This is a genomic window from Shewanella sp. 10N.286.52.C2 (genome assembly GCF_002874545.1).
GTDB lineage: Bacteria > Pseudomonadota > Gammaproteobacteria > Enterobacterales > Shewanellaceae > Shewanella.
On sequence record NZ_MCTV01000003.1, the window covers coordinates 1 to 26,187 of the forward strand.

Annotated in this window: 17 protein-coding genes and 1 pseudogene; 9 read left to right on the forward strand and 9 right to left on the reverse strand. The window is 41.1% G+C overall.

All coding sequences use genetic code 11. The annotated features are described in order from the left end of the window. Positions 1 to 674: 674 nt before the first annotated feature. The 7 genes from mutT to pilB all read right to left on the reverse strand — a co-directional run bounded on the left by mutT (position 675) and on the right by pilB (position 6,745). Positions 675 to 1,061: an 8-oxo-dGTP diphosphatase MutT gene (gene mutT / locus BCU94_RS01545; protein WP_102440042.1), complete on the reverse strand. Its 387-nt coding sequence runs from the start codon at positions 1,059 to 1,061 to the stop codon at positions 675 to 677. A gap of 29 nt (positions 1,062 to 1,090) precedes the next feature. Then, entirely contained in the window at positions 1,091 to 1,300 is a 210-nt protein-coding gene (gene yacG / locus BCU94_RS01550) for a DNA gyrase inhibitor YacG (RefSeq protein WP_102440041.1), read from the reverse strand. A 40-nt stretch (positions 1,301 to 1,340) separates the two neighbouring features. After that, positions 1,341 to 2,078, reverse strand: coding sequence for a cell division protein ZapD (gene zapD / locus BCU94_RS01555; protein ID WP_102475434.1), 738 nt, complete (start codon positions 2,076 to 2,078; stop codon positions 1,341 to 1,343). Further along, positions 2,071 to 2,688 (reverse strand): dephospho-CoA kinase, encoded by a 618-nt coding sequence (gene coaE, locus BCU94_RS01560; RefSeq protein WP_102475435.1) that lies wholly within the window; start codon positions 2,686 to 2,688, stop codon positions 2,071 to 2,073. The genes zapD and coaE overlap by 8 nt, the downstream gene beginning before the upstream one ends. A gap of 31 nt (positions 2,689 to 2,719) precedes the next feature. Continuing rightward, positions 2,720 to 3,646 carry an A24 family peptidase gene (locus tag BCU94_RS01565; protein WP_102475436.1) on the reverse strand — a complete coding sequence of 309 codons (927 nt, stop codon included), beginning with the start codon at positions 3,644 to 3,646 and terminating at the stop codon, positions 2,720 to 2,722. A gap of 51 nt (positions 3,647 to 3,697) precedes the next feature. Next, complete coding sequence (locus BCU94_RS01570) at positions 3,698 to 4,960, reverse strand: type II secretion system F family protein (RefSeq protein ID WP_102475437.1); 1,263 nt, start codon at positions 4,958 to 4,960, stop codon at positions 3,698 to 3,700. Positions 4,961 to 5,032: 72 nt separating this feature from the next. After that, positions 5,033 to 6,745, reverse strand: a complete 1,713-nt coding sequence (gene pilB, locus BCU94_RS01575) for a type IV-A pilus assembly ATPase PilB (RefSeq protein WP_102475438.1) — start codon at positions 6,743 to 6,745, stop codon at positions 5,033 to 5,035. A gap of 403 nt (positions 6,746 to 7,148) precedes the next feature. Here pilB and BCU94_RS01580 point away from each other — a divergent pair, with 403 nt between their 5' ends. Both BCU94_RS01580 and BCU94_RS01585 read left to right on the forward strand, forming a co-directional pair. After that, positions 7,149 to 8,513, forward strand: a complete 1,365-nt coding sequence (locus BCU94_RS01580; RefSeq protein ID WP_241904941.1) for an O-antigen ligase family protein — start codon at positions 7,149 to 7,151, stop codon at positions 8,511 to 8,513. A 74-nt stretch (positions 8,514 to 8,587) separates the two neighbouring features. Next, positions 8,588 to 9,769, forward strand: a pseudogene (locus BCU94_RS01585) (IS3 family transposase). 159 nt (positions 9,770 to 9,928) lie between these two features. On the opposite strand, the gene BCU94_RS01590 reads toward BCU94_RS01585, so the two are convergent. Together BCU94_RS01590 and nadC are read right to left on the reverse strand one after the other, a co-directional pair. Next, positions 9,929 to 10,378, reverse strand: coding sequence for a pilin (locus BCU94_RS01590; protein WP_102475439.1), 450 nt, complete (start codon positions 10,376 to 10,378; stop codon positions 9,929 to 9,931). A gap of 1,057 nt (positions 10,379 to 11,435) precedes the next feature. Then, entirely contained in the window at positions 11,436 to 12,314 is an 879-nt protein-coding gene (nadC, locus tag BCU94_RS01595; protein ID WP_102475440.1) for a carboxylating nicotinate-nucleotide diphosphorylase, read from the reverse strand. 321 nt (positions 12,315 to 12,635) lie between these two features. Between nadC and ampD the strand changes: the two genes are divergently transcribed. The 7 genes from ampD to BCU94_RS01630 all read left to right on the forward strand — a co-directional run bounded on the left by ampD (position 12,636) and on the right by BCU94_RS01630 (position 26,164). Then, positions 12,636 to 13,190: a 1,6-anhydro-N-acetylmuramyl-L-alanine amidase AmpD gene (gene ampD / locus BCU94_RS01600; RefSeq protein WP_102440050.1), complete on the forward strand. Its 555-nt coding sequence runs from the start codon at positions 12,636 to 12,638 to the stop codon at positions 13,188 to 13,190. 50 nt (positions 13,191 to 13,240) lie between these two features. Further along, complete coding sequence (gene ampE, locus BCU94_RS01605; protein ID WP_102475441.1) at positions 13,241 to 14,092, forward strand: beta-lactamase regulator AmpE; 852 nt, start codon at positions 13,241 to 13,243, stop codon at positions 14,090 to 14,092. A gap of 360 nt (positions 14,093 to 14,452) precedes the next feature. Beyond that, entirely contained in the window at positions 14,453 to 15,205 is a 753-nt protein-coding gene (gene pdhR / locus BCU94_RS01610) for a pyruvate dehydrogenase complex transcriptional repressor PdhR (protein ID WP_076538482.1), read from the forward strand. A gap of 76 nt (positions 15,206 to 15,281) precedes the next feature. Beyond that, positions 15,282 to 17,945, forward strand: coding sequence for a pyruvate dehydrogenase (acetyl-transferring), homodimeric type (aceE, locus tag BCU94_RS01615; RefSeq protein WP_102440031.1), 2,664 nt, complete (start codon positions 15,282 to 15,284; stop codon positions 17,943 to 17,945). An 11-nt stretch (positions 17,946 to 17,956) separates the two neighbouring features. Next, the gene (gene aceF / locus BCU94_RS01620; RefSeq protein ID WP_102475442.1) at positions 17,957 to 19,939 is read left to right on the forward strand and encodes a dihydrolipoyllysine-residue acetyltransferase; all 1,983 of its coding nucleotides are present in this window, start codon (positions 17,957 to 17,959) and stop codon (positions 19,937 to 19,939) included. 158 nt (positions 19,940 to 20,097) lie between these two features. After that, entirely contained in the window at positions 20,098 to 21,528 is a 1,431-nt protein-coding gene (lpdA, locus tag BCU94_RS01625) for a dihydrolipoyl dehydrogenase (RefSeq protein WP_102475443.1), read from the forward strand. Positions 21,529 to 21,721: 193 nt separating this feature from the next. Further along, a complete protein-coding gene (locus BCU94_RS01630) occupies positions 21,722 to 26,164 on the forward strand; it encodes an EAL domain-containing protein (RefSeq protein WP_102475444.1) in 4,443 nt (1,480 codons plus the stop codon). Positions 26,165 to 26,187: the final 23 nt, after the last annotated feature.

A 26,187-nucleotide genomic window follows, 5' to 3' on the forward strand; every position in this document is an offset into this window, starting at 1 on the left:
GGCTTTTTTCGTATTGGGGGAAAAGCAACAATACCTAATGCTGATAATTTGAGTTATTAGCTGCAACATATCAGCGTGAGCGATGAGTGTGGACGAATGCCCATATGAAAGTAGATCATCGCCAAGCGCCTAATATCTCTCGTAAGTGAGTCGTTAAAGCCCTGACTTAACAGTCAGGGCTTTTTTCGTATTGGGGCAAAAAGAATAAATCCTAACGCTGATAACTTGAGTTATTAGCTGCTAGATAATATCGTAAGTGGTAAGTGGTAAGTGGTAAGTGGTAAGTGGTGAGTGGTGAGTGGTGAGTGGTAAGTGGTGAGTGGTGAGTGTGGACGAATACCCATGTAAAAGTAGGGGGGTAATGTCTATGGTTATAAAGCAACACTTTATACAAACATGAAACGCGAAATACTTATCCGCAGCTAAATAGCGCCAAGCGCTTAATCTGGATTAAGAAGGCTATTGTTGTTCGCTTTTAGGATAATAGTGAACATGAGTTAGTGGCTGATATCTATTATGATTTTTTTGCTATAAACAATTGTTAGTGGTGTCTGTGAATTACATAGCTAGAGCAGCTAAAGGATTGTGGTTTCACTGTTGTTTAGAATAATTGATTAAAGCACTCATTAACATAGTGCTTTATATACTTTCTAATAGCGATGGAACTGTTGCTGTTACGCGAGTAACCTCTTAAGGATGGGGATATTGGCTTCAGGGAAATCAAAACTAGTTAGATTGGTTTTATTAACCCATTCAATTTTTTGGCCTTCAACACCACTGGCAGTGCCTGTAAAGTCTTTCACTAGGTGGATCTGAAGAAGCACTTGCTTATCTGGGTAATCATGTGAAATGACCATAAAAGGCTCAGTTGTATTAACTGTTAGGTTTACTTCTTCTTTTAGCTCTCTAATTAATGCTTGTGAGACCGTTTCATTTACTTCGACCTTACCACCTGGGAATTCCCACTTATCACCTTGGTGCAGGTGTGCGTGCCTCTTAGCTAATAAAACTTGTTGTTGGTCATTGATGATTATGCCGACGGCAACATTGACTCTTTTCATTAGAATGCTCGCTTGAGTGGAGGAGGTGATTAGTGTTTAAAGAAGTCGCCTTCGTCAAAACCTTCAGAATCTAACATTTCATGGTCAAACTCTGGCTTAACGGGAATAGCATGTTTTTCGCTGGCCCAATCGCCGAGGTCGATTAATTTGCAACGTTCACTGCAAAATGGTTTGAATTTAGATTCTTGACTCCACTCTACTTGAGTCTGGCAGATTGGGCATTTAACTGAAATAGACATAAGATTCCTCGCTGTAAAATTCTTGGTGATATTAAAGAATTTAGTTGCAAGTAGCCAGTTTGAATTTTACTTTTTTGTCAGTATGTTTTTGGTTGTCAAAATTGACAAAATGAATGGCATAGCGATTTTTGTGACCACTAATTGTGGGGTAACAACCTTCTTTGCTTTTGATTTTTACTCGAACAAGTGTCAGAGGGTGTGGACTGTTTCCTTGCAAGAAACCTTGTTCAGCTTCAGCGCTTCTAAATTCTGCAGTACTTCTCGTTAAATCGAGGAGTATTTTAATGGGTTCTAAAATTGGCAGGTAATGGGCTATCCATGTTTTTAAATCTTGCTGTCTTTCATCCCATGGTTTTGATAACCAGAAATGCAGTTGCGGTAAGTCGAAATTACAACAAGCACCTGGCATACCAAATCGTTGTTTTAGTGCGGCAATAAATCTGTCTTGCTTTAAATGGCAACCTATTCTTTCGTTGGTTTGTAGCGGTGCTTTTGCTTGAATCAGCTGATCAATAATACGTTGGATTTGAATTTTATTAACATGAGGTAAAGCATGCCACTTTTCTAACAAGATAAGTTGTTTGTCGATATCTTTTAAGATGTCGGAACGATAGTCACAGCGATCTGTTAGTTCTGATAATGAAAATAATGGGTAAAAACAATGATGTTGATGATCTGATTTTAAGTGCAGCTCGAGTTGATCTGCTAAATACTCAAGGCGTAAGTAGCTTCTAGTTTTTTCGTTTAATGGTTGCTCATAAATCAGGTCATCATTCATTATTATTATCTTGAGATGCTTTATCTAAATATTGCTGATGTAATAACTGAACAGTGTGACGAAGTGCTTCAGGTGTCTGGGTATTATCAATGATAGCGTCAGCTTTTTGTAATCTTTGCTCTCTATCTATCTGACTATTAATTATTTGTTCAACTTGGGTTGAATCAACACCATCTCGCTTAGCTGTTCTTGCTATTTGTTCGTGTGGTGGAATATCCACCACTAAAGTTGTATTGACTAACCTATCTAACCCATTCTCAAATAGCAAGGGTACAACCATAATTACATATATTGATTTAGCATCTGCTACTGCCTGAAGCATTTGCTGGCGTATCATGGGATGTAACAGATTATTGAGCCATAATCTCTGTTCGGGCTGATTGAATACCTTTTCACGCAGCGCAGGGCGATTAAGTTCGCCAGTGTCGAGTAATACACTGGCGCCAAAATGCTGCTGTATTTGTTGTAAGCCTGCTGAGCCTTTGGCGACCACTTGCCGGGCAATGATATCGGCATCAACGAGTTCGATACCTAAATCTGCAAATAAGTTGGCTACGGTAGTTTTACCTGAACCAATACCACCCGTTAGGCCCACAATGAAGTTACTCATAATTTTTTCTCACACAGGATTTTTTGGTGGTCTATAAAGTACTGAGGTACCAATTTATGATGTCTTGTCCCCAGATTAATGCTACCCAGCCAGCAATGGCAATATAAGGCCCAAATGGAATTGGTTTGTCTTTGGCTAACTTTTTAAAAATGATTAGGGTGATACCCACAATAGCACCGACTAATGATGATAGTAAGATGATAAGGGGTAAATACTGCCAGCCAAGCCAAGCGCCAAATACGGCTAATAATTTGAAGTCACCATATCCCATGCCTTCTTTGCCTGTTGCCAGCTTAAATAACCAAAAAACTGACCACAAACTTAAATAACCTGCCGCAGCGCCAATAATGGCATCGGTAGGGCTGGTAAATACGCCATTGAGGTTAATGATTAAGCCTAACCACAAAATAGGTAGTGTGAGTTGATCTGGCAGCAGCATTTCATCTAAGTCGATACCAGTAAGGGCAACTAGCACAAAGGTTAATATGGAGGCGAATAAAAACTGCCATGTTGGGCCAAAATGCCAAGCTAAGGTGGCAATGAGGGCTCCGGTAATAAATTCAACGATGGGATAGCGGGGGCTAATTGCCGTGTTACAACTGGCGCACTTGCCTTTAAGTAGTATCCAACCCAAAACCGGTAAATTATGCCAAGCCTTAATGTTAGTTTTACATTTGGGGCAGGCAGAATTTGGCACCACTAAATTGTATTTTTTAGGGAAGTGGTCAATGGGCTTAGTGAATCTTTTTTCACCTATCTCTTTTACTATGTCAGGGTGATATTCAGATAAGTAATAATTACATTCAGACTGCCATTCGCGCTTCATCATTACCGGAAAACGATGAATGACAACATTTAAAAAGCTGCCAATGGTGGCAGCAAAAATAAAGCTAATCAGCATAAACAGCCAAGGATATTGGCTCATGCTAGCGGTAAAGGTTTCGATAAATTCGGTCATTTTATTCTTATTTTAATTTTAATTTTAATTTTACATTATTACATTGTGGTATTAACCAACAACATTACCCATTTCAAATATTGGCAAGTACATACCGATAATTAAGCCGCCGACGATAGTACCAATAACTACCATCATCATGGGCTCAATCAGGCTTGATAAACCATCAACAGCATCATCAACTTGCATTTCATAGATGTTGGCGACTTTATTGAGCATTTCATCTAGGCCGCCAGACTCTTCACCGATCATCACCATTTGAATGAGCATGTCAGGGAATAAACCTGTGGTGCGCATAGCCACATTCATTTGCATGCCTGCCATCACTTCTTGGCGGACTTTTAATAAGGCTTTTTTATAAACTGCATTGCCGGAGGCGCCTGCAGCAGATTCTAAGCCATCAATAAGCGGTACACCGGCGGCAAACGTGGTGGCTAAGGTGCGGGCAAAACGTGACATGGCCGCTTTATGTAAAATGTCACCAATAACGGGAATTTTTAGCAGCAATTCATCCACTCGGTCACGGAATGCTTGTGAGTTTCGATGGGCTCGTTTAAACAAGTAAATCCCAACGATTATGGCAATGGCAAAATAATACCAAGAACTTTGCAACCACTCTGAGATGTTAATAATCAATTGAGTGAATGCAGGTAATTCAGCGCCAAAACCATTAAAAATCTCTTCGAACTGTGGCACTACAAATAATAATAATAAAACCGTTACTGCAATTGCAACAATGACTACTGCCGCAGGGTAGAACATGGCTTTTTTAATTTTTGATTTTAATTGTTCAGCTTTTTCTCGATAGGTGGCAATCCTGTCAAACACCGCATCTAGTGAACCTGAGTGTTCTCCTGCAGCGACTAAATCCACATAAAGGTCATCAAAATACTGTCGGTGTGGTCTTAATGCATCGGATAATGGTATGCCTGATTGAACGTCAGTAACAATTGTGCCAAGTAGCTCTCGCACTTTGGCCTTTTCATGGCCACGGCCAAGTAGTTCAATGGTAGTCACTAGCGGTACACCTGCTGACAGCATAGTGGCAATCTGGCGGGTGATCATGGCAATATCCATTGCAGTGATCTTTTTCTCAGACTTAAATAAAGAGGCTGACTTTTTTCTGACCCCTTTGGGGGTGACGCCTTGGGCTTTTAAAACACTGCGAATTTCAGCAATACTACTGCCACGTAATTCTCCTGAAGTACGTTGACCATCACGATTGACACCTTTCCATTCAAAAGTGAACACCTTAGGTTGGTGCTTGATATCTTTTTTGCTCTTTTGCTTTCTTCTTAGGGTTGCAGTTGCCATCAAGCAAATCCTTTTTGTTTTTATTTGACAATTCTGTTGTTAAGCAATTTTTTATAAAACTGCTTGGTTGCTTTAGTTAAAACTGGTAACACGATTCACTTCGGCAATGCTAGTAATGCCTTGGGTGACTTTAAGTAAGCCTGAGAGTCTTAAATCACGCATACCATTGGCCTTGGCCTGTTTGGCTATTTGCAGTGAGTTGCCGCCTTCCATAATGGTTCTGGCAATCTCATCGGTCATTTTCATCACTTCATATATACCCACACGGCCTTTATAACCGCCAGAGCAATGCTCACAGCCGACAGGTTTATAAACCGTAAAGTTAGAACTTATATTTTCGTCAGTAAAGCCTAGGCGTTTTAATTCTGCCTCGGGCACATCTTCAGGTGCTTTGCACTCTGGGCATAGGCGTCTGGCAAGGCGCTGAGCAATAATTAGGTTCACCGAACTGGCAATGTTGTAACCGGGCACGCCCATGTTAATCAGACGAGTCAAGGTTTCAGCGGCAGAGTTAGTATGCAAGGTGGATAACACCAAGTGACCGGTTTGGGCGGCTTTAATGGCAATTTCGGCGGTTTCTAAATCACGGATTTCACCCACCATGACCACATCAGGATCTTGACGTAAAAATGAGCGTAATGCAGATGCGAAGGTTAAGCCAGCTTTTAAATTAATATGAACCTGATTAACGCCTTCTAAGTTAATTTCAACAGGATCTTCAGCGGTGGAGATATTACGTTCTTCAGTATTGAGGATATTAAGGCCAGTATATAGGGATACGGTTTTACCAGAACCCGTTGGGCCTGTTACTAATATCATTCCCTGAGGTTTGGCGAGCATTTGCTCATAAAGCTCACGTTGGTCATCGTCATAACCGAGCTTTTCAATGCCTAATTGCGCTGAAGATGAGTCCAAAATACGCATTACAATTTTTTCGCCCCAAATAGTGGGCAGGGTGCTGACACGAAAATCGATTGATTTGGTGCGTGACAGTTTCATTTTTATGCGGCCATCTTGGGGCACGCGGCGCTCGGCAATATCAAGCTTTGACATCACCTTTAAGCGAGCGGATAGCCTGTTAGAAAGATTAACCGGTGGTTCAGATACTTCGTGCAAAATACCGTCGATGCGAAAACGAATGCGATAGCGCTTTTCATAGGGCTCAAAATGTAAATCAGAGGCGCCTTTACGAATAGCATCAGTAAGGATTTTATTAATATAAATGACTATTGGGGCATCATCACTGCTTTCAGCTTCTGGTTCTTCATTGCGTTTATCATTGTCAGAGACTTCAATGCCTGCTAGTGCTTGTTCATCCATACCATCTAGGCTTAAGCCTGATATATCATCTTCAAGGACTTTTTCTAGGGCTATATGTAATTTGTCGTCTTCAACAATAATGGCTTCAGCGTGTAAACCGAGACTGAATTGAAAGTCTTCTAGGGCGGCAATGTTAGTTGGATCAGAAGTGGCGATATATATGCGATTACTGCGCTTAAATAACGGCAGGCAGCGATGATTAGCGATGAGTTTTTTATTGATTATGTCTTCGGGGATATTGGCTAAATCAAACTCAGCTAAATCTAATAGTGGCGAGCCATACTCTTCATAACACAATTCAGCAATTGCTCTGGCGGATATGACTTTTGAATCAACTAAGGTTGTTACCAATGAATGTTTAGATTTACGGGATTGAGTAATAGCAGAAGATACCTGCTCATCAGATAATATCCCTTTACGGATAAACAAGGTTGATAAACCAAGATGTAAGCCGTTAGATGGCATGGAGGCTCCAGTTGAAACTAAGTATTAAATGATAACGTCTTTTTCAGAATTTGTCATAAATTAGAAGATTAAAAATATATCAATTTCAACAATAAATAGATATCTGTAAGAATAATATTTTTATTCCTATTTTAAGTGAATATTTCATTTGTGAATGACTTGCGTTAACAACCTGTTTAAACTGCGTTACCGGTCGATTGGGGCTACCTGTTGTGAAGTGTCTGTATTTTATAGATAATTCAATTTGTATTTACTTATGGGTGTTTATAAATTGAAATTTTTACAATGGATAATGTTGCTCAAGTAATGCTGGGCAGGATATTAATTTTGGCAAAACATGTGAGTCAACAATGGATAATGAATTGAACTTCCAAAGTTTGAATGTTCAAGGGGTGGTTAGCTGATGTACATTCAATTAAAAACTTATTCTAAATTGGTATTCATTAGCTTTGTATGCGTATTACTTCTTGGAACTGTATTTGCGGGTGATTTTACACCTTTTGTTGGTGTCGATAGTCAATACGATATAAAACGCATGCTGGTAGTGTTTTTTATATGTTTGTCCTCTCTTGGTTTGTGTTTCGTTAAAGAAGTCGAATTCATCAGAGTATCTAAAGTAACAGCATCTTTTTTGGGGATATTTCTTTCATTAGCTATTTTATCTGCTTTGTACAGTAAGCATCCATTTTGGGGGATGCTTGAAATTGCCAATATGGGATTATTGTTGTGTGCATTCTTAATTTTTACTACCAGCATTAAAGCCCTTAATAGAGAAAAGTTTTTTTTAGGTCTTTACCTTTGTGCTTTACTATTCTCTATATTTACATTTATTAAATATATTTTATTTTTACTGTTTTCGTATGCTGATGCGCAAAGTTTTGACATTCATGGCCTAATTTCTGGCTATGCTAATGTTCGTTTTTTTAACCAATTACAAGTGATGGTTATACCACTGCTTTTTTTACCGTATTTTTGTCAAAATTTAACTAAGTTCAAGCGGTTTTTATTCATTGTTTTATCGTTACATTGGCTAGTATTGCTACAGACGCAAGCGCGCGGTGGCATGCTATCCCTAATCCTTGCATCTAGTTTGATCGCATTTTTTTTATCGCAACATACTCGTCAACAATTTATCTCAATTGTACTTAAAACAATCATGGCTGGAGTAGTTTTATGGCTAGTATTTATCATTGCTATCCCTCATTGGTTAATGGAGAGTTCAAATTTTCAATTAAGAACGACTAGTTCAGGGCGGGTAGATTTATGGCTTTATATTCTAACTCATATTCCTGAAAGCCTTTGGCTTGGGTTTGGGCCTATGAGCTTTACGTGGGCAGAAGCAAAACCACTACCGCATGCACATCCACATAATCTTATTATGCAAATATTATATGAGTACGGTGCTATATCATGTGTAGCATTTACGGCTTGGTGTGTTAATCGGTTATACAGCAGATTAGATTCTATACAGCAACAGACAATTCCAGGGATTACCCCTATAGTATTTGCCGTATTATCCGGTCTTATATGTTCGTTATTTAGCGGTGTAGCTGTGATGCCATTTGCACAGTTAGCTTTAGTCTTTCTAGTTGCAATACTGGCACAGTTTGATTCATGTCATGTTTATAAGGCTGCATTACATACTAGAGTTGTGTTGTTTGTTTCAGTTGTTCTTATGGGCAGTTTACTTTTTATGACGTATAAAAGTGATGAATTATTGTCAGCGTTATTTCCTAGGATATGGGTCAACGGGTTGATTAGTTACTAACTAAGGTTGTTCTGGTCTAATTCCATCGGACACTTAATTTTGAGACAGTATGGTCAATAAATTAAGAGGTCTATATGAGTCAAAAAAAATCACATAAGAGTTATCCGCAAGCATATAAAGATGAAGCCGTCTTGATGGTGCTAGAGCAAGGTTATAGCGTTGCTGATGCAGCAAAGTCTCTTGGGGTTAGCACCAGTTTGCTTTACAACTGGAAGGAAAAATATCAAGCCCTACAACAAGGTATCGCTTTAGAAGAGTCAGAACGTGATGAGTTGAAGAGATTGCGTAGAGAAAACAAAGAATTACGCATGGAGAAAGAAATCCTAAAAATACCCAAGGGGCACACCGAGGCAAGTGCCTTCTTTGCGAGAGAAATGAAGTAAAATTTCGCTTCATCAAACAGCAATCAAACCTGTTTCCTGTAGCACTGTTATGTCGAGTAATGAGTGTGAGTAAGTCAGTCAGGCTATTACGATTGGCATAAACGCCCTGCACACGTGATAAGCCTTGAAACACTGAAGCTTTATCGCCTTGTTCGACAGCTATTTAAGCAAAGTAGAGGCAGCTTAGGGAATCGTGAAAAGGTGAAGAAATTGCGCAAGGAAGGCTACCAGGTTGGTCGCTATCTCGTTCGTAAAATTATGCATCGCCTTCGACTCAAAGCTACCCAGCGACGAGCTTACAAGGTGACGACACAGCGAAAACACTCTGATGCCGTGGCTGATAATCTGTTAAACATGAACTTTAACCCAGTATCCGCAAATCAGGTTTGGGCAGGTGACGTGACCTATTTAAAGACAGGTGAAGGCTGGATGTATTTGGCAGTTGTAATGGATTTATATTCACGCCGGATCGTTGGATGGCACATAGACAAGCGTATGACCACGGATTTGATATCTAAGGCATTAATGAAAGCTTACAATCTGCGCCAACCGGCCAGAGGGCTGGTATTTCACAGTGACCGAGGATCACAGTATACCAGCAAGCAATTCGGCAAGCTGCTTTCTAGTTATGGTATTCGAGCTAGTATGGGGGATGTCGGTGCGTGTTGGGATAATGCAGTCGTTGAACGTTTCTTTGGTAGTTTGAAACACGATTGGTTTTTTAAAGTTTCTCAACCAACAAGGGAGTTTATGAAGCAAGATGTGACTGCTTACATGAAATATTACAACTTGGAGCGACTTCATTCTGCTAATGGTGATCTGTCACCTGTAGAGTTTGAACATTCTCAACTAAAAGTGTCCAATTTGAGTTGACCAGTACAGTCGCAGTTATTATCTGAATTTAGGGCTTTATAATTGAGAAATAAAAAATCCAATAACCATGGTTATTGGATTTTTTAACATAGATTGGCCCGCTAATTCATTTTTGTAGATGAGAAGTTAAAATGAATTAAAGCTTTCGATGAAAACTTATTAAGAACCAGTACATTTACCTGGAGCATAGCTTGGGTCTAAAGATGTTGCGCAAGACCAAGCGCCTTCAGTCGATCGAGTGAGGGTAATTGTTTTTGAATTAAATTTAGCAGCATTACCCCCTTGAGTGTCACATTTTATAGAACCACCAGCAGTAGTTGTTGGCGCAACAATAGTTACAGCTGAGCAATATGTTGTACTTGTTCCAACACCAATGAAACCTGCAGTGCCAGACGCAGTATTTGGGGTGCGGCCTTCAACAGCAGCTTGCTCAAAACCAACCTTACCTGCAGATATTTCACTTAAAGCTGATGCTGCTTGTGAACGTACTGTGTAATCTTGATAAGCAGGCAATGCGATTGCTGCCAGAATACCGATAATCGCAACGACGATCATTAATTCAATAAGAGTAAAACCCTTAGCGTTTTTGATTTGGTTAATGCTTTTCATTTTTATCTCTCTCTTATGATGCTTAAGTGTTGCGTCGGGTTTGTTGTCATCCTTGAATCCCATAACAGTTAAAGGCCCTTAATTGTTATGAGTGGTGTCCTAGTCACCACAACCTGTCGGCATTAATTTACTAGTGTTGTTTTGCATTACAGTCTACTGGGCAGAACTTACGGTTTAACTAGCTTGGCTCAATTGACTGTGATAACTGTTAAAAACTACAAAGGGTTTTAAATGAATGATTTCATCAAGAACAATCAAGCCGTTCTTGTAAAACGGATCAGTAAAACCAATATGTCCAACTAAATACCTCGAAAGCAGAATAGGCTAGTCATTAACAAATTGCTATCTAATCTGTAACTAGGGTCAACAAAGTGCTGCAAGGTCAGTTTGTTAACAAAATGTTTGATTTATCATTGTTCTTTTAAAAATCATTTTTCGCTCACTCAATGTTACATTTGTAACATGTTGAAAAGCTGATTATTAAAAGTTAAATCTGATACTTCATTCATCCAAGCTAAACGTTAGTATAAAGTTGCTGAAAATGGAATAGCTTGTGGCGAGTTTTTTAACTAAAAAGATAAAAAGGTTGTTTTAAGCTGCTGTTTGTAATGATTTTGCAGCACATTATTGACACTTTTAGTCGGTTATTTAGTCAATTTGACTTTAGTTGTTGTTTGTCAAAAAAATGACACCATAGAGAATGTAAGGTTATAGCGCTTGGTTTATGTAGGTATTTAAGCCCTGGTGGTAAGGTTATTTGAGCTTTTAAGGGAGGTTATTTAAGCCCTTAGGGGGAGATAGTTGTCAAAGGTCAAAAGGTCAAAAGTGGGTATCAGTTTAATCTTTGTGGCTATTGATTCAAGCTACAGGGCTTATAGTAAGGCTACAATTGTTGTAAGGCTGCCATTGCGCTATCTATTTAGTCAGCCTTATTTAGCTAAGCTTTTAGTGCGAGCAAAAAAACCAGCTATAAATAGCTGGTTTTGATTGTTATTAGCGATTACTGACTTATCTTGCTATTTAACCGGGCTAATGATTTATCAAGCTCAGCTTAACATTAGTTTTTAAAGCGTAAGGATAAATCCAAGGCTTTAACGTGCTTAGTGAGTGCGCCAACTGAGATGTAGTCAACACCGGTTCTGGCAAAGTCTGCAATGGTGTCGATGGTGACATTACCGGATACTTCCAGCTTTGCGCCTTTACCTTGATCTAAATAGCTGGAATTAAGCGCTACTGCTTCTACCATCATGGTGACATCAAAATTATCGAGCATGATGATGTCAGAACCTGCTTCTAACGCTTGGGTTAGCTCGGCGATTGATTCTACTTCCACTTCAACTGGTTTGTCAGCGGCTACTTGTCGGGCTGTTTGTACTGCTAATTCAATATTGCCGCAGGCCATAATGTGGTTTTCTTTGATTAAGAAGGCATCAAACAAACCAATACGATGGTTTTTACCGCCACCACAAGCGACGGCATATTTTTGCGCGGTGCGCAGGCCGGGAATGGTTTTGCGGGTATCGAGCAGTTTAGTGTGGGTATCAGCTAACTTGTTAACATAAAGCTTAGTGAGACTGGCAACACCAGATAGGGTTTGGATGAAGTTCATCGCGGTGCGTTCACCGGTTAAGATGGCTCTTGCTGGGCCTGATAATTCACATAACACCTGGTTGGGAACCAATAAGTCGCCATCATCCACATGCCAATGCAAGGCTACATCACCGCCGAGCTGATTAAATACTTGTTCTGCCCATGCTTTTCCGCAAAAAACGCCTTCTTCACGGGTGATTAACACCGCTTCAGCATGTTTATCTGCTGGAATAAGTTGCGCGGTAATATCGGCATTAAGCATATCTTGCGGGGTTTGGGCTGGCGTATGGCCTAGGTCTTCATCAAGTGCAGCTTTAACGGCATGACGGATGTCATTTTCAATCATGTGAATGTCCTTGAAATTACAACTAAATTGAGTTGCTTGGGCCAACTCAATGTTTAAAAAATGAGAAACAATATGCCTATTACTTTATCACAGTTGTTAATTTAAAATATAGCAGTCAAACTGTTACTGTGTTGGCTGCTAGGGCAATATTATTTTAAGGTTTTACAGCGACGAACCTTGGTGCTTTTTTATCTTGTATCGCAGGTATTTGTTGCTTGCTTTTTGGGCACTGATAATGGTGACTTACTGATGGTTCGTTGAGATGCAAACTGCAGCCACGCTGGCATGGTTAATTCATTACTTGAGATTTTATTATTAATTATGGATACACAATTGAAATCAGGCTGGCATCAAGGTGCACGGCTATGCCCATCACCGCATTTTAACCCGCGCCCTAATAATGAGGTTAGCGGCTTAGTTATTCATAATATTAGTTTGCCTGCAGGTTGTTATGGCTTGCCGCACATTGATGGTTTATTTCAGGGCTGTTTAGCGGTGGATGCAGATCCAAGTTTTGCTGATATTGCCGGGCTTGAAGTGTCGGCACACTTTTTAATTCGCCGCGATGGTGAATTAGTGCAGTATGTTAGCTGTGATGACCGAGCGTGGCATGCTGGGGTTTCGTGTTTTAATGGCCGAGAAGGTTGTAATGATTTTACCATTGGCATTGAAATGGAAGGCACAGATAGCGACCCTTATACCGATGCGCAATATCGCGAATTAGTGCAATTAACCTTGGTGTTGTTTGCGCAATATCCTATGCTTAATCAAGCAAATATCGTCGGACATTGTGATATTGCTCCTGGACGCAAAACCGATCCTGGTGATAGTTTTGATTGGCAAAGATATTTAACTGCATTAACGGCTAAGTCATGATGTTAGTGTTACTTTAATCCAATATTTTTTAGATTGTTTGCAGAGGTCCCATGGCACTATTTTCATTGTTAATTGCAATTATGGTTGAGCGCTTAAAGCTGTTACCCGCACATTGGCAATTTGATGATTTACTTTCTAAATACCAGCAGCTATTTTGGAAAGATAAAGCATTAGATTCTGCTGGCTGGGTTGCCTTTGTGGTGCTGCTGCCGGCAATAACGCTGTTTTTGGTACTGCTGTTATTAGAAGGTGTTTTTTTCGATGTGATCACCTTATTAATCTGGATGCTGGTTTCGATAGTGTGCTTCAGTCATCAAAGCTTACGGGCGGCATTTAAAAAATATATGCTGGCGGCTTGTCGCGGCGATGTTCAAGCCTGTTACCACCATGCTGAAAAGCTCGATTGCAGTGAATGTTTAGATGCGGTTGATGAAAAAGATTTAGGTCAGCAGATTGGTAAAACCGTGGCTTGGGTTAATTATCGCTATTATGGCGCGGTGGCATTATATCTGATTTGTTTTGGCCCTGTTGGCGCAGTGCTTTATTGTTCGGTGCGTTTTTATCAGCAATACAATCAGCAGCAGCAATTGGATATGCCATTTATTGATCAATTATTATTTTTATTCGATTGGTTACCGAGCCGAGTATTTAGCTTTGGGTTTGTATTAAGTGGTCACTTTGCTGCAGGTATTTCACAGTGGCGGAAGCAGGTTTTTAACCCTAATAATAGCGCCAAAAATATTGTTACCTATACCGCTTTAGCCGCTGAAGTGATGCCTGAGCAAAGCGATGCCCCTGTTTGCGCACAGCCCACATTGGCACTGCTTGCATTGAGCAAAAGAAACTTTATTTTACTGGTTACGGTATTATCGGTGCTGACTATATTTGGTTTGGTTAGCTAATAAGTTTTAATTGCGGTGATGGGCGGCCTGAGCCGCCGAAATAATGATCATAAGTTAAAACAGTGTTTTTATAAATTGTGCTGTGTAAAACGGATTTTTATAGCTACAATCTAAGCTTAAAATGAGTTTGTTATAGCGATAATAAGGCAATCAATGCTTTAGCGCGATAACACCGAGATGGTCAAACCTCTTAGACGTTTTTTTTCGTTATGCTCTTGCTCAAAGTGCGTAGCGATGTTTGAAACCTTCAATTAACACCCATTCAACGCTCGTCTAACTAGACATCAATTGTTTGATTTGATAAAGTGCGCTATATCATATAAATTGGTAAGACCAATTGACAACGGAGCCGAGCCCCAAATGGCTTATAGCAAAATAACTCAGCCTAAAATTTCAGATGTGATCATGGAGCAATTAGAGCGCATGATCCTCGAAGGAAGTTTACAGCCTGGGCAAAAATTACCGCCTGAGCGCGAGCTTGCTTTGCAATTTGAAGTGTCACGCCCTTCATTACGTGAAGCGATTCAAAAGTTAGAAGCCAAAGGCTTACTAATGCGCCGCCAAGGTGGCGGAACCTACGTTAAAGAACAACTTTGGCAAAGTCTTGCCGATCCTATCGTTGAATTAATGCATAACGACTCAGAAAGTCAGTACGACTTACTGGAGTTTCGTCATGCCACTGAAGGCATGATGGCTTATTTTGCTGCGCTGCGTGGTAATGATGCCGATATGCAAAGCATTAAACGTTCAATTAACGAAGTTGAAGCGGCTGTTGATGTAGAAGCGCAGGCTGATGCCATTGTGCGTTTTTACCGTGCGGTAGCCGAAGCGTCACACAATGTGGCGATGTTACACCTTGTACTCAGTTTAACCCCTGTGCTGCACAAAAACGTGGCACAAAATTTAGAGCTTTTAAGCCGTCGCGAAGAAGCATCTACCATGGCGAATGAACATAGGCGAGCACTGCTTGCTGCCATTATTCGTCGTGATCCTGAAGCGGCACGTGAAGCCTCGAACGAACATTTAAGTTATATCGAGGAAGTCATGTTGTCAGTGAGGGAAGAAGACAGTCGGTTACAGCGTAGCTTGCGCCGCTTAAAAAGTGGTGTTTGATACCGATTTATAATCAAACGCATTATAAATTTACCGAAACACATTAATTATCTGTATCTAGAGAAAGGACAGCGACATGTCTGAAGGTATTCTACAAGACTTAGATCCATTAGAAACTCAAGAATGGGTTGATTCACTGCAAGCCGTATTAGAGCAAGAAGGCCCTGAACGTGCACATTATCTACTTGAACAATTAATCGATAAAGCGCGCCGCAATGGTACACATTTACCATATAAAGCGACCACTGCTTATTTGAATACGATTCCATCTGGCCAAGAGCCACATATGCCTGGTAATCAGGAAATGGAACGCCGCATTCGTGCTATCGTTCGTTGGAATGCACTTGCAATGGTATTACGTGGTTCTAAGAAAGATTTAGAGCTAGGTGGTCACATTTCAAGTTTTGCTTCTAGTGCGACTATTTATGATGTGTGTTTTAACCACTTCTTCCGCGCTCCAAATGAAAAAGACGGCGGCGATTTAGTTTATTATCAAGGGCATATTGCACCGGGTATTTATTCTCGCTCTTTCCTTGAAGGCCGCATCACTGAAGACCAAATGAACAATTTCCGTCAAGAAGTTGATGGTAAAGGTTTGTCTTCATACCCGCATCCCAAGTTAATGCCTGATTACTGGCAGTTCCCGACAGTATCTATGGGCTTAGGTCCTATTCAAGCGATTTATCAAGCACGTTTCCTTAAGTATTTGACTGACCGTGGTATTAAAGATTGCTCTGAGCAAACGGTTTACTGTTTCTTAGGTGATGGTGAGTGTGATGAGCCTGAAACATTAGGTGCAATCGGGCTTGCAGCTCGTGAAGAATTAGATAATTTATGTTTTATTGTTAACTGTAACTTACAGCGTCTTGATGGCCCTGTACGTGGTAACGGTAAGATTATCCAAGAGCTTGAAGGCGAGTTCCGCGGCGCAGGATGGGAAGCTGTTAAAGTGATTTGGGGTCGCTACTGGGATCCATTACTTGCACGTGATACTAGCGGCAAGTTATTACAGTTAATGGAAGAAACCGTAGATGGTGAGTACCAGAACTGTAAAGCTAAAGGTGGCGCGTACACTCGTGAGCATTTCTTTGGCAAATACCCTGAAACCGCTGAAATGGTGGCTAACATGTCAGATGATGACATTTGGCGTTTAAACCGTGGTGGCCATGATCCAGTTAAGATTTATGCTGCGCTGCAACATGCTAAAAACACTAAAGGCCGTCCTACAGTAATCCTTGCTAAAACAGTTAAAGGTTACGGAATGGGCGATGCGGGCGAAGGTAAAAATATTGCCCACAACGTGAAGAAAATGGGCATTGAATCGCTTAAATACTTCCGTGATCGTTTTAATATCCCGATTAGCGATGATCAGTTAGAAGATATTCCTTACTATCATCCTGGTGCTGATTCTGAAGAAGTTAAATACTTAAAAGAGCGCCGTGCTGCCCTTCATGGTGCTATGCCAAAGCGTCTTGAAAAGTTCTCTAAAGATATTGAAGTGCCGCCATTAAAGATCTTTGATTCAGTACTTAAAGGCTCAAATGGTCGTGAAATCTCAAGCACTATGTCATTTGTGCGTATTTTAACGGCATTGCTTAAAGACAAGAAAATCGGCAAGCAAATCGTACCGATCATTCCTGATGAAGCGCGTACCTTTGGTATGGAAGGTTTATTCCGTCAAGTGGGTATTTACGCTCATGAAGGGCAAAAATACGAGCCACAAGATTCTGATCAAGTTGCTTACTACCGTGAAGATAAAACCGGTCAAGTATTGCAAGAAGGGATTAACGAGTTAGGTGCAATGTCATCTTGGGTTGCTGCGGCAACCAGTTACTCAGTTAACGATACCCCAATGATCCCGTTCTACATCTACTACTCAATGTTTGGTTTCCAACGTATTGGTGACATGGCATGGGCTGCAGGTGATATGCGTGCTCGCGGCTTTATGGTCGGTGGTACTTCAGGTCGCACAACCCTAAACGGTGAAGGCTTGCAGCATCAAGATGGTCATAGCCATGTATTAGCTAACACGATTCCTAACTGTATTTCTTATGACCCGACTTATGGTTATGAAATCGCAGTGATTGTACAAGACGGTATTCGCCGCATGTATGGCGAGCAAGAAGACGTGTTCTACTACTTGACTACCATGAACGAAAACTATGAGCAGCTTGCGATGCCAGAAGGCAGCGAAGAAGGTATCGTTAAAGGTATTTATAAGCTTGAAACTCTTAAAGGTTCAGGTAAAGGCTCTGTACAGTTAATGGGTAGCGGCACGATTTTAGAGCAAGTACGCAAAGCGGCTGTGGCATTATCGAAAGACTTCGGTATTACTGCTGACGTTTACAGCGTGACTAGCTTCAATGAGCTAACCCGTGATGGTCAGGCTGCAGAGCGTTACAACATGCTGCACCCAACTGAAACGCCTAAAGTGCCTTATATTTCTGAAGTGTTATCAAGTGATGCGCCAGCTATTGTAGCAACGGATTACATGAAGATTTATGGTGAGCAATTACGTGCTTACATTCCAACTGATTATAAAGTACTAGGTACTGACGGCTTTGGCCGCAGTGATAGCCGTGAAAACTTACGTCACCATTTTGAAGTTGACGCTAAGTTCATTGTCATCGCGTCATTAAAAGCCCTTGTTGACCGTAAAGAGTTACCTGTAGAAGTGCTAACGAAAGCTATCACTGAATACGGTATCGACGTTGATAAGATCAATCCACAGTTCGCATAGGGAGAAACAAAATGGCTGAATTAAAAGAAGTTTTGGTTCCTAACCTTGATACTGATGCTGTGCAGGTTATTGATATCTGTGCTGAGATTGGTGAAGTGCTTGAAAAAGAAGCATCAATCATCACAGTTGAAACGGATAAAGCGACTATGGATATTCCAGCACCCTTTGCTGGGAAATTAGTTGAACTGAAAGTGGCTGTGGGCGATAGCGTTTCTGAAGGCTCGCTAATTGCGGTACTTTCTGTAGAAGCGGCTGGCGATGCGCCAGCGCCTGCAGCTGAAGTGGCTGCACCGGTAGCGGCGCCTGTTCAAGCCGCTGCTGCTCAAACCGCGGCTCCAGTAGCAGAAGCGCCAGCAACCGTTGCGGGTGGCACTGAAGTTATTGAAGTGCATGTGCCTGATATTGGTGATGCTGATAATGTTGATATTATCGAAGTGTTAGTGAGTGTGGGTGAAACCATTGAAGCTGACACAGGGCTTATTACCTTAGAAACTGATAAAGCAACCATGGAAGTGCCTGCGCCAACCGCAGGTGTGGTGAAAGAACTTAAAGTGAACGTTGGCGACAAGGTTTCACAAGGCTCTTTAGTGCTGATGCTTGAAGTAGGCACTAGTGCTAGTGCGCCTGTTGCTGAAGCAGTATCAGCGCCTGCAGCAAGCTCTGCTCCTGCAACATCGGTTGTTGAAGTTAAAGAAGTTGCAGTACCAGATATTGGTGATGCCTCTGATGTAGATGTGATTGAAGTGCTAGTTGCTGTTGGCGATATGCTTGACGTGGATACAGGTTTAATTACCTTAGAAACCGATAAAGCCACCATGGAAGTACCAGCGCCATTTGCCGGAAAACTGGTTGGTTTAACGGTTAATGTTGGCGATAAAGTATCTCAAGGTAGCATTATTGCTACGGTTGAGACGCAATCAACCGCACCTGCAGCTCCATTGCAAGCCGCTCCGGCAGCTAGTGCTCCTGCAGTTACTGCAGCAACACCAGCACCAGTTACCGCTGCGCCAGCAAGTAAGCCGCCTGTGCCGCATCATCCAAGTGCTGGTAGCCAACCTAAAACCGGTGCTGTACATGCATCACCTGCAGTTCGCCGCTTAGCGCGCGAATTTGGCGCTGATTTAACCCAAGTGAAAGGCTCTGGCCGTAAAGGACGTATTCTGAAAGAAGACGTTCAAGCCTTCATTAAATATGAACTTAGCCGACCTAAAGCGAGTGCTGCCACAGCGGTTGCTGGTGGCGCGGGTGGTTTGAATGTGATTGCAGCGCCTAAAGTTGATTTCAGTAAGTTTGGTGAAGTGGAAGAAGTGCCATTAAGCCGTATCCAGAAAATTTCTGGACCTAACTTGCATCGTAACTGGGTGACGATTCCACATGTGACCCAATTTGATGAAGCTGATATCACTGAATTAGAAGCATTCCGTAAAGAACAAAATACACTTGCAGCTAAGAAGAAAGCGGATTACAAAATTACTCCGTTAGTATTTATGATGAAAGCCGTGGCGAAAACACTGGCTGAATTCCCTGTATTTAACTCAAGTTTAAGCCCTGATGGCGAGTCGTTAATCCAGAAGAAATATTTCCATATTGGTGTAGCGGTTGATACGCCAAACGGATTAATGGTGCCAGTGGTTCGTGATGTCGATAAGAAAGGCATTGTAGAGCTTTCTCGTGAGTTAACGGATATTTCAATTCGTGCCCGTGATGGAAAGCTGAAGTCAGCAGACATGCAAGGTAGCTGTTTTACTATCTCTAGTTTAGGTGGCATTGGTGGTACAGCATTTACCCCAATCGTTAACTATCCTGATGTGGCTATTCTTGGGGTGTCAAAATCAGAAATGAAGCCGAAGTGGAATGGCACTGATTTTGAACCTAAGTTGATGTTGCCACTATCGTTATCATACGACCACCGTGTGATTGATGGGGCAATGGCTGCCAGATTTAGCGTGACATTATCAAGCATTCTTAGCGATATTCGTACGCTAATTTTGTAAACAAAAAGGCTGCTCATATTGAGCGGCCTTTTTATTCTTATCACTAGGATTGTGATCAGTATCAAACAAAGGGTAAAATGCGGCCACCTTACAAGATTTGACCACATTTTGCAGTTTGGACGGTTTTTCCGCCAACGATAGATAAAATAGAGGAAAACATGAGTAACGAAATCAAAACTCAGGTAGTAGTACTAGGTGCCGGCCCAGCAGGTTATTCAGCAGCTTTCCGCGCTGCAGATTTAGGTCTAGAGACTGTGATTGTAGAACGTTTTAGCACCCTTGGTGGTGTATGTTTGAACGTGGGTTGTATCCCATCAAAAGCACTTTTACACGTCTCTAAAGTCATTGAAGAAGCTAAAGCCGTTGCCGATCACGGTGTTGTTTTTGGTGAGCCTAAAATTGATTTAGACAAGTTACGCGGCTTTAAAGAAAAAGTAGTAGGTCAACTGACTGGCGGTTTAGGCGGAATGTCTAAAATGCGTAAAGTTGATGTGGTAAATGGTTTAGGTAAATTCACTAGCCCAAATACAATGGAAGTGACAGCTGAAGATGGCACTGTAACAGTGGTTAACTTTGATAATGCCATTATTGCAGCGGGTTCTCGTCCAATTAAACTGCCATTTATCCCACATGAAGACCCACGTATTTGGGATTCAACTGATGCTTTAGAACTGAAAGAAGTTCCTGAAAAGTTATTAGTGATGGGCGGCGGTATTATCGGCCTAGAAATGGGTACGGTTTACTCGTCTTTAGGTAGCCAAATTGACGTAGTTGAAATGTTCGACCAAGTTATTCCTGCTGCTGATAAAGATATCGTTCGAATTTATACTAAAAAGATTAAGAAGAAGTTTAACTTAATCTTAGAAACCAAAGTAACTGCAGTTGAAGCGAAAGAAGACGGCATTTATGTTTCTATGGAAGGTAAGAAAGCCCCATCTGAGCCAGTTCGTTACGACGCAGTATTAGTTGCTATTGGTCGTACACCAAACGGAAAAGGCCTAGACGCTGAAAAAGCTGGCGTAAATGTAGATGAGCGTGGCTTTATCAATGTTGATAAGCAAATGCGTACTAACGTTGCGAATATCTTCGCTATCGGTGATATCGTTGGCCAACCAATGCTTGCGCACAAAGGTGTGCATGAAGGTCATGTTGCTGCTGAAGTTATTTCTGGTCTTAAGCACTTCTTTGACCCTAAAGTTATTCCTTCAATTGCATACACAGACCCTGAAGTCGCGTGGGTTGGTCTTACTGAGAAAGAAGCCAAAGAGCAGGGCGTAGCCTATGAAACTGCATCATTCCCATGGGCTGCAAGTGGCCGCGCAATTGCTTCTGATGCAAGTGACGGTATGACCAAGCTCATCTTCGATAAAGAAACTCATCGCGTTATCGGTGGTGCTATCGTTGGTGTTAATGGCGGTGAATTACTTGGCGAAATCGGCCTAGCAATTGAAATGGGTTGTGATGCTGAAGATTTAGCCTTAACCATCCATGCTCACCCAACGTTACATGAATCTGTAGGTCTTGCGGCTGAAGTTTATGAAGGTTCAATTACTGATTTGCCAAACCCGAAGGCAAAAAAGAAAAAGTAACATGTGGCTATTTGTAGCAATTTGTATCAAAGCACCTTTCGAGGTGCTTTTTTTGCTCTAAATTTACTTTTAGGTGATATATTCAAATATTGTATTAAATTTAATTGTTTTTGTTGTTGCAGGCATAAAGCCATATAGGTTCACATAGAAGCGCTTAGCATAATAAAATCAATAAAAGAGTAACCCAGTCATAATGATAAAAGGAATTAAATCGTTTCTCACCTTGGTCGTTCTTACCCTTAGTTGCAGCTTTCCAAGCGTGGCTGACGATCTTGTCCAACGTTTATTTAATATCAAAGATGGCCTGGTTAATTACACTATCAATGACATTGCATTTGATGATTATGGCTATGTTTGGCTGGCAACTGAGCAGGGAGTATTTCGTGTTAGCGATACTGTTACCCGCCGCATTGATCAACCTGATAGTGATAATGCATTAGCTGCAGAAAACATTCATCTTATCGCTAAGGTGACTTCTCAGCGCCTTCTAGTCGCTTCTGGCACATCGCTTTACCTCTACGATATTAAACTCAATCGTTTTTCAGATGACATTATTGCCGGCCTCATAACTAGTGATGATTCTATTGTTGACGAAACACGTCTAGATAATGGTAACTTAATTCTGCTTACCCGTTTAGGTCAGGTGCTTGAGTTTGATGTGAATTCATTGTCAATCTCAGCGCTAACAGCCCAAGAATTGGATAAGACATTGCAATGGAATAGTGTTAATCAGCTAAGTGATGGCCGCTATATTTACTCATCCGCCTATGAAGTTGTGATAAAAAATGCCTGGGGCGAATTGATAAAACAAGTTAAGCGACCTATAGATAATATGTTGATTAAAAAGCTATTTGTAGATGCTGAACAGCGTATTTGGATCTTAAGTAACAAAGGCTTATATGAGCTAACCCTTCAAAGCTATCGGATGACTGCTACCACTGCGCTTCCTTTTGATATTCGTGGCGCGGTTGAAGGTAGTCGTGGTCATTTGTGGCTTTATACCAGAAGTGGGCTATTTTCATGGGATAAGCAATCATCGAAGGCAATTTCATATAAAGAGGAATTAAAAAATGATGCTGACGTTGATTATATCGACGATATGGCTGTTGATGACGATGGTTTAATTTGGCTTGGCGGCGCAGGCGAAGGTTTAGCGTTACTGGCAATAGCTCCTGAATTTTTATTGGAAAGTTTCACTCGTTCATCAACTTATCAAATTGAAGATGACATGATTTGGAGTATTTATGCCGAGCAAGATAAAGTTTGGCTCGGCGGTGATGGTGGCTTGACCATTGTTGATAAATCAACCAAGACTTCAAAATATCTTATCCCTGCAGGCTTTGAAGCGAGAGATTCAATTTACGGCGTTAATGAGCTTGATAATCAGCATATTGTGGTAACAACAACCAGTGGACTGTTTGTCATTAATAAACAAACTGATCAGCAAGTTGATTTTAGCCATTTTGCTGCATCAAGTGACTCGCTAAAAGGTAAATTGTTATTTAACTCCTATGCAGACCCACTGTTTAGCGGCAGGGTTTGGTGGGGAGCAGATAATGATGTTTATTATTGGCAGCCAGGGTTAGACAATATCGTCACTGTGTCACCGACAGAGCATATTCTTCTATCCCACTCAGTGAACATTCGAAGTTTTTTCCGTGAAAATCATGATCGTCTGTGGATCGGTGGCGCAGGTCTATTTGGCTATATAGATAGCAATAATAATGTCACTTCATTAAACGCAGCGTTAGGCATTAACCACAAGGATATTATGATTACTAATATCCACCAAGTTGATAATACAACCCTGTGGTTAGGGACTCGCCAAAATGGGGTCATTGTTTTTGACACCCAAACCCATGAGATTTCATCCATGAGTGACTATTGGCATGTTGATTGCCCGACGATTTACTTTATCGAGCAAACTGAAAAAGATCATTTGGTTGGCTGCAGCTCTTCGGTCATTAGACAAAATAAACAGACAAAAGCCATTGATGTATTTTTTACTAGCGATGGATTTATTGGTAATGAGTTTAATGAGTCAGCAGCTTATTATGACCCTAATGCAGGCTTATATATTGGCGGCCCTAATGGGGCGATGTTAGTTGATATTGATAAGCTTGCACCTCGAGTAAGTAATGATGCTATCGCCCTTGAGTCCATTGCGATTTACTATGAGGACAATACAGAGTATCACTTGATACCTGAATCCTTTAACTTAGTGCGCCCTGGGGCTAACTTAATCAGTTTTCAAATAACCACTTTCGACTACGTGAATGAAACGCCAATCAGCTTAAAGTACCGTTTGCTTCATGAGCATAATAGCTTAGATAGCCAGTATATTTATCTGCAAGGCCAAACTCAGATTAATATTGCTGACTTAAAAGCGGGTGAATATACCCTAGAGCTATTGCATAAACAGCATGGGGTGTGGGCAAGCAGTCCGTTTCAATTTAGTTTTAAGGTTGAACAATTTTGGTGGGCGTCACAGTGGTTTAAAGCCTTAGTGCTTTTTGCCATTCTTTTTGGGGTATTTACCTCTTTATGGCTTCGTAAAAAACAAATAAACCGTGTTATTGGTATTAATCAGGCATTAAGGGAAAGTGAAGACAAATTACGTCAATCACTGCGCGGTAGCGATTCAGATTTATGGGAGTGGCAAGCTAGCACTAACCAAATCCAATTTGATAATAAATCGGGTCTGTTGGGTGAGAGAAGAAAGTTATCTTATCTCGTGCCTGATATACCGATTGTTGCCGCCGATAAAGATAACCTCCAGCAGCAATGGCGAGCTTTGTTAAAGGGCGATAAAGAAACCATTGATGTAGAATTTAGGTATCACCGTGGTGAAGAGGCTATTGGTTGGCTGCGCATCAGAGGCCGCGCAGTTACCCGCAATCAGACTACAGGGCAATTAGAGCAAGTTGCCGGTATTTATACTGAGGTGTCTGAGCAACGTGAGCTTCAAAATGAAATTGATTTGTTTGCCAAGGCATTTGAAAACACCTCAGAAGGCATGTTAATTCTTGATAGTCGCAAGCGGGTGAAATTACTAAATACCGCAGCTGCAACTATCTTTACCAGCAAGCATGAAGCACTTGATGGAAGGGGGTTTGAGTCATTATTGTATGTGGATCATGGCTCCAAAAATATCGATGATTTATTGCAAAATAGCCGCTCATGGAATGGCGAGTTAAGCTTTAAACGGGGGAATAATGAACATTTTCCTGTTTGGGCTAATATCTCTAAAATGTCTGATAAACGCGATATCTCACAGCACTATGTGGTGGTGTTTTCAGATATTACCCAGCGAAAACAATACGAGTCTAATTTACGGCACTTAGCCAATAATGACGTGCTTACAGGCCTTGCTAATCGAGCGATGTTTACTCGTCAGTTACAACAGATTATTGAGCAAGCTAGCCACACTAATGAAAAGTTAGCATTATTGTTTTTGGATTTAGATCGCTTTAAGCACGTCAATGACTCTTATGGTCATAGCATGGGGGATGCTTTACTCGTTGAAGCGGCTAAACGCTTAAAAAATAGTGTTGGTGATGATCATCTGGTTTGCCGTTTTGGTGGTGATGAGTTTGTCATATTGGTTCGAAATGCTGATTCTATTGATCAGATAAATTTGATTGCTGAGCAAATTTTACAAAGGTTTGCTACGCCGTTTAAATTATTTGGCCGTGAGTTTTTTGTTTCAACCAGTATTGGTATCAGCATGTGGCCTGAAGATAGCCAAGATTCTGAAACCTTAATTAAAAATGCTGATTTAGCCATGTATCACGCCAAAGAAGAAGGCCGAGGTAACTTTCAATATTACTCTGCTGAGCGCAATGCTGAAGCGCAATATCATTTGAAAATTGAAGCTGACTTACGTAGCGCCATCGAAAATAACGACTTTGAGCTTTATTACCAACCTCAGGTAGACATACTCCAAGGTGATAAATTTGTAGGGATGGAAGCGCTGCTCCGCTGGCGTCACCCTATCGAGGGCTTTATTCGGCCAGATATCTTTATCAAGGTGGCTGAATCTTGTGGATTAATTATTGATATAGATCGCTGGGTGCTGCGCCAAGCCTGTATCGATGGTGCAAGATGGCATGCCCTTTACGACCAGCCTTTTCAGCTGTCAGTCAATGTGTCTGCAGTGCAGTTTAGACAAGTTGATTTTATTGAGAATTTAAAAGCGACCTTAGCCGATACTGGTATGCCGGCAAAGTGCCTTGCTATGGAAATTACCGAAGGGGTGTTGATGAAAGAGCTGCAGGTGGCAAGATCGCATTTAACCCAGCTTAAGCAGCTTGGTATTGAGGTGGCCATCGATGATTTTGGCACCGGTTATTCATCACTGGCGTATTTAAGAAGCTTTGAGGTGAATACCTTAAAAATCGATCGCTCCTTCTTAATTGATATTGCTACTAATGAAGCTGATCAAGCCATTGTGAGCAGTATTATTGAACTGGCAAGAAACCTAAAATTACAGGTGGTCGCAGAAGGGATAGAGTCTCACGCACAAATGGAGCAAGTTTTTAGCCGAGGTTGTTATATCATCCAAGGGTATTTCTTTGCCAAACCTATGCCAAAGGCTGAGCTGGATAAGTTTATCGGGATTGGGAAAAAGCTGTAAAAAGCGAAGTTCGCATGGTTAAC

What these genes read in the sequence shown, in the direction of transcription:
- lpdA (WP_102475443.1), top strand. Translation starts at nt 20,098, where the DNA reads ATGAGTAACGAAATCAAAACTCAGGTAGTAGTACTAGGTGCCGGCCCA.
- nadC (WP_102475440.1), bottom strand. Translation starts at nt 12,314, where the DNA reads ATGATTGAAAATGACATCCGTCATGCCGTTAAAGCTGCACTTGATGAA.
- coaE (WP_102475435.1), bottom strand. Translation starts at nt 2,688, where the DNA reads ATGAGTAACTTCATTGTGGGCCTAACGGGTGGTATTGGTTCAGGTAAA.
- mutT (WP_102440042.1), bottom strand. Translation starts at nt 1,061, where the DNA reads ATGAAAAGAGTCAATGTTGCCGTCGGCATAATCATCAATGACCAACAA.
- aceF (WP_102475442.1), top strand. Translation starts at nt 17,957, where the DNA reads ATGGCTGAATTAAAAGAAGTTTTGGTTCCTAACCTTGATACTGATGCT.
- ampD (WP_102440050.1), top strand. Translation starts at nt 12,636, where the DNA reads ATGGATACACAATTGAAATCAGGCTGGCATCAAGGTGCACGGCTATGC.
- pilB (WP_102475438.1), bottom strand. Translation starts at nt 6,745, where the DNA reads ATGCCATCTAACGGCTTACATCTTGGTTTATCAACCTTGTTTATCCGT.
- BCU94_RS01580 (WP_241904941.1), top strand. Translation starts at nt 7,149, where the DNA reads ATGTACATTCAATTAAAAACTTATTCTAAATTGGTATTCATTAGCTTT.
- BCU94_RS01570 (WP_102475437.1), bottom strand. Translation starts at nt 4,960, where the DNA reads ATGGCAACTGCAACCCTAAGAAGAAAGCAAAAGAGCAAAAAAGATATC.
- yacG (WP_102440041.1), bottom strand. Translation starts at nt 1,300, where the DNA reads ATGTCTATTTCAGTTAAATGCCCAATCTGCCAGACTCAAGTAGAGTGG.
- BCU94_RS01565 (WP_102475436.1), bottom strand. Translation starts at nt 3,646, where the DNA reads ATGACCGAATTTATCGAAACCTTTACCGCTAGCATGAGCCAATATCCT.
- aceE (WP_102440031.1), top strand. Translation starts at nt 15,282, where the DNA reads ATGTCTGAAGGTATTCTACAAGACTTAGATCCATTAGAAACTCAAGAA.
- ampE (WP_102475441.1), top strand. Translation starts at nt 13,241, where the DNA reads ATGGCACTATTTTCATTGTTAATTGCAATTATGGTTGAGCGCTTAAAG.
- BCU94_RS01630 (WP_102475444.1), top strand. Translation starts at nt 21,722, where the DNA reads ATGATAAAAGGAATTAAATCGTTTCTCACCTTGGTCGTTCTTACCCTT.
- BCU94_RS01590 (WP_102475439.1), bottom strand. Translation starts at nt 10,378, where the DNA reads ATGAAAAGCATTAACCAAATCAAAAACGCTAAGGGTTTTACTCTTATT.
- zapD (WP_102475434.1), bottom strand. Translation starts at nt 2,078, where the DNA reads ATGAATGATGACCTGATTTATGAGCAACCATTAAACGAAAAAACTAGA.
- pdhR (WP_076538482.1), top strand. Translation starts at nt 14,453, where the DNA reads ATGGCTTATAGCAAAATAACTCAGCCTAAAATTTCAGATGTGATCATG.